The 13,520-nt window shown below is 65.9% G+C and carries 7 protein-coding genes and 1 tRNA gene; all 8 read right to left on the reverse strand.

Annotated elements, in window-relative coordinates:
* Positions 1-24: 24 nt before the first annotated feature.
* The 8 genes from LVJ59_RS07035 to LVJ59_RS07070 all read right to left on the reverse strand — a co-directional run bounded on the left by LVJ59_RS07035 (position 25) and on the right by LVJ59_RS07070 (position 13,445).
* On the reverse strand, positions 25-477 hold the full coding sequence (locus LVJ59_RS07035; protein ID WP_232762486.1) for a hypothetical protein: 453 nt from the start codon (positions 475-477) through the stop codon (positions 25-27).
* Positions 478-700: 223 nt separating this feature from the next.
* Positions 701-785 (reverse strand) — tRNA-Tyr (locus tag LVJ59_RS07040).
* Between the two features lie 86 nt (positions 786-871).
* On the reverse strand, positions 872-1,801 hold the full coding sequence (locus LVJ59_RS07045; RefSeq protein ID WP_232762487.1) for a PfkB family carbohydrate kinase: 930 nt from the start codon (positions 1,799-1,801) through the stop codon (positions 872-874).
* 254 nt (positions 1,802-2,055) lie between these two features.
* Positions 2,056-5,931 (reverse strand): DNA-directed RNA polymerase subunit beta', encoded by a 3,876-nt coding sequence (gene rpoC, locus LVJ59_RS07050; RefSeq protein ID WP_047520787.1) that lies wholly within the window; start codon positions 5,929-5,931, stop codon positions 2,056-2,058.
* Positions 5,932-6,012: 81 nt separating this feature from the next.
* A complete protein-coding gene (locus LVJ59_RS07055) occupies positions 6,013-9,516 on the reverse strand; it encodes a DNA-directed RNA polymerase subunit beta (protein WP_232762488.1) in 3,504 nt (1,167 codons plus the stop codon).
* Between the two features lie 209 nt (positions 9,517-9,725).
* Entirely contained in the window at positions 9,726-11,444 is a 1,719-nt protein-coding gene (locus tag LVJ59_RS07060; protein WP_232762489.1) for an ABC transporter ATP-binding protein, read from the reverse strand.
* The gene (locus LVJ59_RS07065) at positions 11,441-12,406 is read right to left on the reverse strand and encodes an ABC transporter permease (protein WP_232762490.1); all 966 of its coding nucleotides are present in this window, start codon (positions 12,404-12,406) and stop codon (positions 11,441-11,443) included. The genes LVJ59_RS07060 and LVJ59_RS07065 overlap by 4 nt, the downstream gene beginning before the upstream one ends.
* A gap of 34 nt (positions 12,407-12,440) precedes the next feature.
* On the reverse strand, positions 12,441-13,445 hold the full coding sequence (locus tag LVJ59_RS07070) for an ABC transporter permease (protein ID WP_047520782.1): 1,005 nt from the start codon (positions 13,443-13,445) through the stop codon (positions 12,441-12,443).
* Positions 13,446-13,520: the final 75 nt, after the last annotated feature.

A 13,520-nucleotide genomic window follows, 5' to 3' on the forward strand; every position in this document is an offset into this window, starting at 1 on the left:
GGATCCCCTTCTCGGCCCGGACGGTCAGGAGCAGACCGTGGAGAGCTCGGTGATGCTGTCGGTGAGCGCCTGCACGTGCTCGCTCATCTTTGAGACGTCCACGTTCGCCGGGTCGGAACTCGCCTGGTCGAGGAAGTCGACGTACCCCTTCAGCGCGGCTGCGGAATCGTCGGCGGAGGGCTTCACCTCGTCGTTCGATACCTGCTTCGCCGCATCGTCCACCTTGCCCTGAGCCTCCTTGAAGGCGGCCAGCGCAGCGTTCGGGTCCGAGGTGTCGACCGACGACAGCGACTGCAGGTCCGAGAGGCTCGTGACCATGATGTCGCAGGCCTCTTCCTTGGTCTGCGTCGCGGCCGGCTTGTCCGCCGAATCCGGCTTCGCGTCACTGCCCGAGTCGGAGGCTCCCGCGGCACAGCCGGTGAACAGGAGCGCGAGCAGCGCGATGGAAGCGGCGGTGACGGAGCGAGATGCGTTCATTGTGTATGTATCCTCTTGGCTGTGTACCGGGACCCCGGCTTGTCTCAAGCACACCACGTTACTGGTGCCGCGCCGAGGCACCCGGCATTGGCGGCAGTGTCTGTTCTCGAGGAGTTCGGTGATTCTTCACCTCGCGACCGAGAGAGGGGCTCCGCAGGCCTGAAATGCGAAATGCCTCCGGGGCCGGAGGCATTTCTGTTCGCGATCGATAGCGCGGAGGTGGTGGTGGCGAGTGAGGGATTCGAACCCCCGAATGCAGAGCAGTCTGATTTACAGTCAGATCCCTTTGGCCGCTTGGGTAACTCGCCAGAGCGCACCCGTCCGACTTGAACAGCCAACCGGGGGCACGAGAGACAAGCATACCCGCCCGAGGCGGGTGCAAGAAATCGAACTGTCAGCTGCCGTTCACACCGCGTCCGGCATCTGCGAGCGACTCGGGCGTCCGCAGCAAACCGCCCTCGGCGCGACAGGTCGCGGCAGCGACATCCATCGCTCGCCGCAGCAACGAACCCCACTCCCCCACGTCCGACGGAGACGCCGCGACCAGGCCTTCCGACACCGCGGCGAGAGTCGCGTCTCCCGCACCGACGGTGTCGATCACGGCACCGGGAAGCTGCGCGATCGGCGCGGAGACGATTCCGGCATCCGCATCGATCGTCGCGCCGTCGGCACCCGCGGTCGCAAGGACGGCCGCAGCGCCGAGCGCCCGCAAACGCGCGCGCAACGCGTCGAGGTCACCGTCGTAGAGGATCGCCGCGTCATCTGCTCCGACCTTGACGACGGCCGCCGAAGCAGCGAGGCGCTCGAACCCGCGGACGAACTCCTCCCGGTCGCTGAGCATGCCCGTTCGCGGGTTCGGATCGACCGCCACGCGTGCGTCACCCAGGGCGTCGACGAGCGCATCGACCTCGGTCGGCACATCGAAAGGGAAACAGCTGATCGCGACGAGACCGGCGTCGGCAATCGCCTGACGTGCCTCGTCGGAGTAGCGGACACTGCGCTTCTGCGCGGCCTCATTGAAGACGTACTGCGGCTCGCCGTTCGCCGCCCGCTGCACGATCGCCCGGGACGAGCCGAGCGGAGCCTCACTCGCGATCAGACGCACCCCGTGGTCGGACAAGTACTCACGGATGTGCCCACCGGCCTCGTCGTCGCCCACCATCGCGATCAGCGTCGTCGGCACGCCGAGACGTCGGAGACCGACAGCGACATTGAGTGCCGCACCGCCGACGAGCTCTCGTACCCCGGCGTCGTCCCGGATCTCGTCGATCAAAGCGTCGCCGATCACGACCACGGAAACAGCAGAAGTAGTGTCGTTGCTCACCCGCCGACACTACCGCGCCGCGGGTCGCACGGGGAACGCCGTCAACTCTGAAGGAGTTCTCTCGAAAAGAAGGAGCCTTTCGGGGATGCTCTCCTTCAGAACGCGAGAACTCCTTCAGACCGTGCGCACTTCAGCACGTGCGAACTCCTTCAGACGTGCGCGCTTCAGCACGCGTGACGCGGCCCTGCGCCCGAGACCCGGACACGAAGAAGGCCCCAGGCGAATCGCCTGGGGCCTTCTCACTCAGCACTCACTCAGTTGTAAGTACCGGGCGTGATGTCGTCCGTCGAGAACGCGTCGAAGTCGACGTAGCCGAAGTCGCCGTCAGCGTACGCACCGTCGGATGCGAAGATCCGGTTCGGGTAACGCTCGCTCTTGGCTTCCTCGGTGGCCTCGACCGTGACGTCGCGGTACTTCGAGAGACCGGTTCCGGCAGGGATGAGCTTTCCGATGATGACGTTCTCCTTGAGACCGACCAGCGGGTCACGCTTGCCCTGCATCGCAGCCTCGGTGAGCACGCGGGTCGTCTCCTGGAAGGAGGCGGCCGACAGCCACGACTCGGTCGCGAGCGACGCCTTCGTGATACCCATCAGCTCCGGACGGCCGGACGCGGGGCGCTTGCCCTCGGACACAGCCTCGCGGTTGATCGACTGGTAGCGCTTGAGGTCGACCATCTCACCCGGGAGCAGGGTCGTGTCGGCGTGATCGACGACGGTGACCTTGCGGAGCATCTGACGGACGATGACCTCGATGTGCTTGTCGTGGATCGGCACACCCTGCGAGCGGTACACGCCCTGGACGCCGCCGACGAGGTAACGCTGCACCTCGCGAGCACCCATGACGCGCATGATCTCCTTGGGGTCGAGCGTGCCGACCTGCAGGGGCTGACCGACGGTGACGTGCTGGCCGTCCTCGACGAGAAGCGTGGCACGCTTCAGCACCGGGTAGACCACGGGCTCGTCGCCGCTGTCGGGCGTGAGGATGACCTTCTTGCCCTTATCGGTCTCGTCGATCGTGATGCGGCCATCGGCCTCGGCGATCGGGGACGCACCCTTGGGGGTACGCGCCTCGAAGAGCTCCTGCACACGGGGAAGACCCTGTGTGATGTCGTCCGCCGATGCCGAACCACCCGTGTGGAAGGTACGCATCGTCAGCTGGGTACCGGGCTCACCGATCGACTGGGCCGCGATGATGCCGACGGCCTCGCCGATGTCGACGGTCTTGCCGGTCGCGAGCGAACGGCCGTAGCACTGCGCGCAGACACCGACAGCGGAGTCGCAGGTCAGGACCGAGCGCACCTTGATGCTCTCGACACCGAGACCGACGAGCTTGTCGATCAGCACGTCACCCACGTCGTCACCGGCAGCGGCGAGCACCTCGCCCGACGCGCTCACGACATCGGAGGCCAGCGTACGAGCGAACACCGAGTTCTCGACGTTGGCGTCGCGCACGAGCTCACCCTGCGAGTTCGGAGCGGCGATCGGGAGCTCGAGGCCCTTCGACGTGCCACAGTCCTCTTCGCGGATGATGACGTCCTGCGAGACGTCCACCAGACGACGGGTCAGGTAACCCGAGTCGGCGGTACGCAGAGCGGTGTCGGCCAGACCCTTACGGGTACCGTGCGTCGCGATGAAGTACTCCGCCACCGACAGACCCTCGCGGTACGAGGAGATGATCGGACGCGGGATGATCTCACCCTTGGGGTTGTTCACCAGACCACGCATACCGGCGATGTTCCGGATCTGCAGCCAGTTACCACGAGCACCCGAGGACACCATGCGGTTGATGGTGTTGTCCTCCGGGAAGTTCGCCCGCATCGCGGCCTGGACCTCGTCGGTTGCCTCGGTCCAGATCTTGATGAGCTCCTGGCGGCGCTCGGAGTCGGTCGTCAGACCCTTCTCGTACTGCGACTGAACCTTCGCGGCCTGCTTCTCGTAGCCAGCGACGATCTCGCCCTTGTTCGGCGGCGTGAGGATGTCGCTTAGGGCGACGGTCACACCGGAACGCGTGGCCCAGTAGAAACCGGCGTCCTTGATGCGGTCCAGCGACGCGGCCGTCTCGACCTTCGGGTACTCCTCGGCCAGCTTGTTGACGATCTGCGACAGCTTGTTCTTGTCGGCCTGCTCGCGAACGAACGGGTAGCCCTTGGGAAGCGTGTCGTTGAAGATCGCCTGACCCAGCGAAGCGTCGACGAGACCGTGACGCTCGTAGCCCTCGGGAGCTTCACCCTCGAGGAAGGTCAGACCGGGGATGCGGATGCGGATCTTCGCCTGCAGGTCGAGGGTGCCCTCGTCCTTGGCCAGGATCGCCTCGCCCACCGAACCGAACGCACGACCCTCACCGACCGCACCCTCCCTGACCGTGGTCAGGTGGTGCAGACCGATGATCATGTCCTGCGAAGGCAGGGTGACCGGACGACCGTCGGACGGCTTCAGGATGTTGTTCGACGCGAGCATCAGCACGCGGGCCTCGGCCTGAGCCTCGACCGACAGGGGCAGGTGCACAGCCATCTGGTCACCGTCGAAGTCGGCGTTGAACGCCGCGCAGACGAGCGGGTGCAGCTGGATGGCCTTACCCTCGACGAGCTGCGGCTCGAACGCCTGGATACCCAGGCGGTGCAGGGTGGGTGCACGGTTGAGCAGCACCGGACGCTCGCGGATGATCTCTTCGAGCACGTCCCAGACCTCGGGACGGGTGCGCTCGACGGCGCGCTTGGCAGCCTTGATGTTCTGCGAGTGACCGAGATCGATCAGGCGCTTGATGACGAACGGCTTGAAGAGCTCCAGCGCCATCTGCTTGGGCAGACCGCACTGGTGCAGCTTCAGCTGCGGGCCGACGATGATGACCGAACGGCCGGAGTAGTCGACACGCTTTCCGAGCAGGTTCTGACGGAAACGACCCTGCTTACCCTTCAGCATGTCGCTGAGGGACTTCAGGGCACGGTTACCCGTACCGGTGACGGGACGACCGCGACGACCGTTGTCGAACAGGGCGTCGACGGCCTCCTGCAGCATGCGCTTCTCGTTGTTGACGATGATCTCGGGGGCACCGAGGTCGATCAGACGACGAAGACGGTTGTTGCGGTTGATCACACGACGGTAGAGGTCGTTCAGGTCGGAAGTCGCGAAGCGGCCACCGTCGAGCTGGACCATCGGGCGCAGCTCCGGCGGGATCACCGGGACGACGTCGAGGACCATCGCGGCCGGGCTCATGCCGGTCTCGAGGAACGAGCTGACGACCTTGAGGCGCTTGATCGCACGGATCTTGCGCTGGCCCTTGCCCTCGGAGATCTGCAGACGCAGGTTCTCCGCCTCGGCGACGAGGTCGAACGCCGCAAGGCGACGCTGGATCGACTCGGCGCCCATGTAGGCCTCGAAGTACTGGCCGAAGCGGTCCTGCAGCTCGTGGAAGACGTCGTCCTCCGGGCGCAGGGCACCGACCTCGAGGGTGCGGAAGTCCTCCCACACGCGCTCCAGCTTCAGGATCGCGTCGTCTGCACCCTTGCGGATGAGCGACATCTCCTTCTCGGCGGCGTCCTTGACCTTCTTCTTGGCGTCGGCCTTGGCACCCTCTGCCTCGAGAGCGGCGAGCTCCTCCTCCAGCTTGGCCAGGCGCTCCGCGATCTTGGCGTCGCGACGGTCGCCGAGCGTCTTCAGCTCGAGGCGGATGTTGTTCTCCTGCGTGCCCAGGTCGCGGTGACGAGCTTCCTCGTCGACCGAGATGACCATGTAGGCGGCGAAGTAGATGACCTTCTCGAGGTCCTTCGGTGCCATGTCGAGCAGGTACCCGAGGCGCGAGGGCACGCCCTTGAAGTACCAGATGTGGGTGACCGGAGCAGCGAGCTCGATGTGACCCATGCGCTCACGACGGACGGAGCTCTTGGTGACCTCCACGCCGCAGCGCTCGCAGACGATGCCCTTGAAGCGGACGCGCTTGTACTTGCCGCAGGCGCACTCCCAGTCGCGGGACGGGCCGAAGATCTGCTCTCCGAAGAGACCATCCTTCTCCGGCTTCAGAGTGCGGTAGTTGATGGTTTCGGGCTTCTTGACCTCACCGTAGGACCACGCGCGGATGTTCTCTGCGGTGGCCAGGCCGATGCGAAGCTCGTCGAAAGTTGTGGACTCGAGCACTAGTTCTCCTGTGTCGGAAATTCTGTTTGAGAAGTCTGCTTCGGTGTGCCCGGGAGTTGGACCCCCGGGCACACCCGCGGATTAGATCTCGTCGATCGAGGCGGCCTCGAAGCGGCTGGAGATGTTGATACCGAGCTCTTCCGCGGCGCGGAACGCCTCATCGTCGGTGTCGCGGAGGTTCACCAGTGTGCCGTCGGCCGAGAGGACCTCGACGTTCAGGCAGAGCGACTGCATCTCCTTCATGAGCACCTTGAAGGACTCGGGGATGCCGGGCTCCTGGATGTTCTCGCCCTTGACGATCGCCTCGTACACCTTGACGCGGCCGAGGATGTCGTCGGACTTGATCGTGAGGAGCTCCTGGAGCGCGTATGCGGCGCCGTAGGCCTCGAGGGCCCACACCTCCATCTCACCGAAGCGCTGTCCACCGAACTGCGCCTTACCACCGAGCGGCTGCTGGGTGATCATCGAGTACGGACCCGTGGAACGTGCGTGGATCTTGTCGTCGACCAGGTGGTGCAGCTTCAGGATGTACATGTAGCCCACGGAGATCGGGGCCGGGAACGGCTCGCCGGAGCGGCCGTCGAACATCTGGGCCTTTCCGCTCGAGTCGATCAGGCGCACACCGTCGCGGGTCGGGGTCGTCGCGTCGAGGAGACCAGCGATCTCCTCCTCGCTCGCACCGTCGAACACCGGGGTGGCGACCTTCGTACCGGGAGCGGCCTCGAAGGCCTCCTCCGGCAGACGGACGGCCCACTCCGGGGTGCCCTCGACCTTCCAGCCCTGCTTCGCGATCCACCCGAGGTGGGTCTCGAGCACCTGACCGAAGTTCATTCGACCCGGGATGCCGAGCGGGTTCAGGACGATGTCGACCGGGGTGCCGTCCGCCATGAACGGCATGTCCTCGATCGGGAGGATCTTCGCGATGACACCCTTGTTGCCGTGACGGCCGGCGAGCTTGTCACCCTCGGTGATCTTGCGCTTCTGGGCGATGTAGACCACGACGCGGCGGTTGACACCGGAGCCGAGCTCGTCGTCGCCGTCCTCGGCGTTGAACTCCTTGACCGCGATGATGGTTCCCTGCTCGCCGTGAGGCACCTTCAGGGACGTGTCGCGGACCTCGCGGCTCTTCTCGTTGAAGATCGCGCGCAGCAGACGCTCCTCGGCCGACAGCTCGGTCTCACCCTTCGGCGTGACCTTGCCGACGAGGATGTCGCCGGGGCGGACCTCGGCGCCGATGCGGATGATGCCGCGCTCGTCGAGGTCCTTCAGCAGCTCCGGGCTGACGTTGGGGAGGTCACGGGTGATCTCCTCCTTGCCGAGCTTGGTGTCGCGCGCGTCGACCTCGTACTCCTCGATGTGGATCGAGGAGAGGGTGTCGTCCTTCACCAGGTCCTGGCTCAGGATGATCGCGTCCTCGAAGTTGTAGCCCTCCCACGTCATGAACGCGACGAGGAGGTTCTTCCCGAGGGCCAGCTCGCCGTTCTCGGTGGCGGGACCATCGGCGATGACCTCTCCGACCTCGACGCGCTCACCGGCGTTGACGACGACCTTCTGGTTGTACGACGTGCCCTGGTTCGAGCGGTCGAACTTGCGGAGGTGGTACTCCTGCGTCCCGCCCTCATCGAGCATGACGACGACGCGGTCTGCGGAGACCTCGGAGACGACACCGGCCTTCTCGGCGGTGAGGACGTCACCGGCGTCGATGGCCGTGTAGCCCTCCATACCGGTTCCGACGAGCGGCGAGTCGCTGCGCAGCAGCGGGACGGCCTGACGCTGCATGTTGGCACCCATGAGGGCGCGCTGTGCGTCGTCGTGCTCGAGGAACGGCACGAGCGAGGTCGCGACCGACACCATCTGGCGCGGGGAGACGTCGATGTAGCCGATGTCTTCCGGCAGGAACATGTCGACCTCGCCGCTGCCGCCCTTGGGGCGGGCCAGGACGTGGCTCTCGACGAAGCGACCCTTGGCATCGAGCGGGGCGTTCGCCTGCGCGATGTTGAAGTCGACCTCTTCGGAAGCCGTGAGGTAGTCGATCTGCTCGGTCACGACGCCGTCGACGACCTTGCGGTACGGAGTCTCGATGAAACCGAACGAGTTGATGCGCGCGAAGGTCGCGAGCGCACCGATCAGACCGATGTTCGGGCCTTCCGGAGTCTCGATCGGGCACATGCGGCCGTAGTGCGAGGGGTGGACGTCACGGACCTCGACGCCGGCGCGGTCACGCGAGAGACCACCGGGTCCGAGCGCGGAGAGACGACGCTTGTTCGTCAGACCTGCGAGCGGGTTGTTCTGGTCCATGAACTGCGACAGCTGCGACGTTCCGAAGAACTCCTTGATCGCGGCGACGACGGGGCGCACGTTGATCAGGGTCTGCGGCGTGATCGCCTCGATGTCCTGCGTGGTCATGCGCTCGCGGACGACGCGCTCCATGCGGGAGAGACCGGTGCGGACCTGGTTCTGGATGAGCTCGCCGACCGCGCGGATGCGACGGTTGCCGAAGTTGTCGATGTCATCGGTCGCGAGACGGATCTCGGCCTTCTTGCCACCGCGGATGCCCGTGAAGGTCTCCTCGGTGCCTGCGTGCAGGCGGACGAGGTACTTGATCGTGGCCACGATGTCCTCGACGGTGAGCACCGAGGAGGTCAGCGGCTGGTCCAGGCCCAGCTTGTGGTTGATCTTGTAACGACCGACCTTGGCCAGGTCGTAGCGCTTCGGGTTGAAGTAGAAGTTGTCCAGGAGGGCGCGGGCGGCCTCGGCGGCAACCTGCTCGCCCGGACGGAGCTTGCGGTAGATGTCGCGGAGCGCATCTTCCTTCGTGACGATCGTGTCCTTCGCGAGCGTCTCCTCGATCGAGGTGTAGCCGGCGAACTCGGCGAGGATCTCCTCGCTGGTCATGCCCAGCGCCTTGAGGAAGACGGTGACCGACTGCTTGCGCTTGCGGTCGACGCGCACGCCGACCTGGTCGCGCTTGTCGATCTCGAACTCGAGCCATGCACCACGGCTCGGGATGACGCGCGCCGACACGATGTCCTTGTCGGACGTCTTGTCGGGGGTCTTGTCGAAGTAGACACCCGGGGAGCGGACCAGCTGCGAGACGACGACGCGCTCGGAGCCGTTGATGATGAACGTGCCCTTGTCGGTCTGCAGCGGGAAGTCGCCCATGAAGACCGTCTGGGTCTTGATCTCACCCGTGAGGTGGTTCATGAACTCGGCCTCGACGTACAGCGGAGCGGCGTAGGTCTTGCCACGCTCCTTGCACTCCTCGATCGAGTACTTCTCCGGCTCGAGGTAGGGGTTCGTGAACGACAGCTGCATCGTCTCGCCGAGGTCCTCGATCGGAGAGATCTCCTCGAAGATCTCGCCCAGACCGCTGTTCTCGTTGACGTCCGTGCGCCCCTGCTTCTTGGCCTCGGCCACGCGCGCCTTCCAGGCGTCGTTGCCGACCAGCCAACCGAAGGATTCGGTCTGCAGAGCGAGAAGGTCAGGGACCGTCAGCGTGTCGGAGATCTTGGCGAACGAAAGACGGGAAGCTCCGCGTCCGTTCTTGGTGGTGGTGGATGTGGATGCGTTGCGAGCAGCAGCCAAGGGAATAACCTCCGTGAGCCCCGCAGGGCTTCTCGATTCCTTTGTCGTCAGGTGGAGTGTGCGCTCGAGAACTCAACGAAATGCCGACCACCATATGAGGGCAGGGAGGAGCGAGCGCAACTACCAACTATACGCACGATTGTGCGACATGGCAAGCGCAGTCCTTGACCAATGTGAGAAGCTGCGGTATGAGCCCTGGCCCGGTGCTCTCAGGACGCGATGTTCAGCTCGTTGCCGGGGATCGAGGCCAGCAGTCGACGCGTGTACGGGTCCCGCGGGTTGGTGAAGATCTCCTCCGAGGTCGCCGCCTCGACGAGCCTGCCGTCCTTCATGACGCAGACGTAGTCGCTGATCAGTCGCACCACGGCGAGGTCGTGGGAGATGAACAGATAGCTCAGTCCGTACTCCCGTTGCAGGTCGCCGAGCAGCGTGAGGATCTGGTCCTGCACCAGCACGTCGAGTGCCGAGACCGGCTCGTCGCAGACGATCACATCGGGAGAGAGGGCGAGGGCCCGCGCGATCGCGACGCGCTGCCGCTGACCTCCGGACAGCTCTGACGGATAGCGACGCAGCATCGACTGCGGCAGCGCCACGTCGTCCAGCAGCTGCCGTACGCGCTTGCGTCGATCGGCCCCGCTGCCCCTCTTGTAGAACTCCAGCGGTTCGGCGATCAGGCGCTCGATCGTGAACATCGGGTTCAGGCTCGAGTACGGATCCTGGAAGATGGGCTGCACCTGCTGGCGGAACTCGCGCGTCTCGGCCCGCGAGAGCGCCGAGATGTCCTTGCCCTCATAGCGGATCAGTCCGCTCGTGGGCTCGATCACCTTCAGCAGCATCCGCGCGGTCGTGGTCTTCCCTGAGCCGGACTCCCCCACGATCGCGACCGTCTCCCCGCGTGGGATGACCAGCGACACGTCGTCGACGGCCACGAAGTCCTCACCACGCCCCCGCACCGGGTACACCTTGGTGAGGTTCTCGATCTCGACGATGTTGTCGGCGGGGACGGTCCCGGCGGCATCCGTCTCTGTGGCATCCGTCTCTGCGGTGCGCTCCTGCACCCGGAAGGCCTCCGGCCGCAGTCGGGCGGCGGCGACCGAGGGAGCGGCCTTCACCAGCGACTGCGTGTACGGATGCTGCGGATCCTCCAGGATCTGCCGCGCGGCCCCTTGCTCGACGACCTTGCCGCGGTGCATCACGATCACGCGCTCCGCGCGCTCAGCGGCGAGCCCGAGGTCGTGGGTGATGAGCAGCACGGCCGTTCCCAGCTCGCGGGTCATCTGCCCGATCTGATCGAGGATGGTCTGCTGCACGGTCACATCCAGGGCGCTGGTCGGCTCGTCGGCGATCAGCAGTCGCGGCTTGCACGCCAGACCGATCGCGATGAGCGCGCGCTGGCGCATGCCGCCGGAGAACTCGTGCGGGTACTGCTTCGCGCGCCGCTCGGGGTCGGGAAGGCCCGCGGCCGTGAGTGCCTCCACCACCTTGGCCTGCACATCCTGCCGCGTCGCGAGACCGTGGGCGAGCAGCGTCTCGGCGACCTGCGTGCCGATCTTGGCCACCGGGTTCAGGTTCGACATCGGATCCTGCGGGACGAGACCGATGTCCCGGCCGCGGATCGTGCGCAGCTCGTTCTCGGAGGCGTGGGTGATGTCCTTCCCATCGAGACGGATGCTCCCGGAGGCCACTTTTCCGCCCCCCGCGAGAAGTCCGATGATCGCCATCGCGGTGGTCGACTTGCCCGAACCGGACTCGCCCACGATCGCGACGGTCTCGCCCGGACGGATCTCGAGGTCCACACCTTCGACGGCGTGCACGACCCCGTCCATGGTGGCGAAGTCCACGGCGAGTCCTTGGACCGACAGCAACGGCTCGGTCGACATCTGATTCTCCTTCACGGCGCGCGTCGCGCCTTCGTCGCGCGCGTTCATCGCGCCCTCGTCCGCGGGTCCATCGCCTCGCGCAACGCCTCGCCGAGGAGGGTGAAGCCGAGCGCGGTGACGGCGATGCAGATGCCGGGGAGGAACGCGAGCCACGGGGCGATCGCGAGTTCGGACTGTGCGTAGGTGAGCATGCGCCCCCACTCGGCCGTCGCGGGGCCGCCGCCGCCGAGACCGAGGAACGACAGCGCCGCCGCATCGATCACGGCGGTCGCGAGCGTCAGCGTCCCCTGCACGATCACGGGGCCGATGGCGTTGGGGAGCACGTGCGACATGGTGATCTTGCCGCGGCCGAGGCCGAGCGTCTGCGCCGACAGGACGTAGTCACTCGAACGCTGCTGCAGCATCGACGCACGGAGCAGCCGCGCGAAGATCGGCACCTGGGACGCACCGATGGCGATCATCACGGCGAACGGGGTCTGCCCGAGGATCGCGGCGATCGACACCGCGAGAAGCAGGTTCGGCACCGAGAGGATGATGTCGACCACGCGCATGATCAGGGTGTCGACCCACCCGCCGAACGTCCCGGCGATGAGGCCGAGGATCATGCCGCCGACAAGGCCCATCGCGGTGGAGATGACACCGATCAGGAGTGATGCCTGCGCGCCCCAGATCAGCTTCGACAGCACGTCCCCACCGAAGCGGTCGAGGCCGAGCGGGAACTCCGGCAGCTCCCCCGGACCGGGGATGTGGGTCGGCGTGATGTACTTCGCCCCGGGAAGCGCCGTCTCCGGGTACGGAGCCAGCCAGGGGGCGAGTGCGGCGACGAGCAGGAACAGCAGCACGATGACGGCGCCGATCCAGGCCGTGGGATTGCGACGGAGGCGGCGGAACACGTCCTGCCAGAATCCGCCGGAGCTCTTCTTCAGGTCGGCCTGCGCGATCGCGACGGTGTCGATGGCGCCGCCGCTCTCTGCCGATGGCCCCTGGGCGGGCGGAAGAGGGATACTCATGCGACCGCCTCCTTTCGGACGATGGAGAGGGACATCACTGCACCCTCACTCTCGGGTCGATGAAGCTGTAGGAGACATCGACCGCCAGGTTGATCAGCGCGTACGCGATCGCGATGAAGATGATGAAACCCTGAAGGACCGGGAAGTCCCTGGTGAAGATCGCCCTCGCCAGGAACGAGCCGATGCCGGGGAAGGCGAACACCGTTTCGGTGAGCACCGCCCCGGAGATCAGGAGTCCGGTCTGCAGGCCGATCGTGGTGATCACCGGGAGCATGGCGTTGCGCAGGATGAAACGGTTGCGCAGCGTCGGGGAACCGACGCCCTTCGCGCGGCCGGTGCGCACGTAGTCCGCGTTCTGCACTTCCAGGACGCTCGCCCTGGTGATGCGCACGATGATCGCGAGCGGGATCGTCCCGAGCGCGAGCGCCGGCAGGATCAGGTGCAGGATCGCATCCCATGCGGCGTCGAACTCACCGGTGATGATGCCGTCCCACACATAGAACCCCGTGGGATGGGTGGCGTCTATTCGAGGATCCTGTCGTCCGTCCGACGGCAGCCAGCCCAGCTGCACCGCGAACACGTACTTCAGGATGAACGCCAGGAAGAACACCGGGATGGTGATGCCGACGAGGCTCAGCACGACCGACGCGTGGTCGGTGAACTTTCCGTGACGGCGCGCCGCCCAGTAGCCCAGCGGGATACCGATGCCGACCGCGAAGATGAGCGCCATGACGCTCAGCTCCAGCGTCGCGGGGAACCGGCGGAGGAACTCCTCCGTCACCGGCCGGTTCGTCTGGATGGACGTTCCGAAGTCGCCCTGCAGGAGTCGGCCGATCCAGGTGAAGTACTGCTGGATGATCGGCTCGTCGAAGCCGTAGAGCTCGTTGACCCTGGCGATGGCCTCGGGGGTGGCCTTCTCGCCGAGGAGGGCGACCGCGGGGCCGCCGGGAAGGGCCCTGACCCAGGCGAACAGCAGGATGCTGAGCCCGAACAGGGTGGGGATGAGGAACAGCAGTCGCCTGCCGATGGTGCGCAGCACGAAGATCTCCGTCGATCGGAAGGTACGCCGCTCCCCGGTCCCGCGGAGTGCGCAGGACCGGGGCTCGACGTATCA

The organism is Microbacterium sp. KKR3/1 (assembly GCF_021272365.1).
GTDB classification, from domain to species: Bacteria; Actinomycetota; Actinomycetes; order Actinomycetales; family Microbacteriaceae; genus Microbacterium; species Microbacterium aurugineum.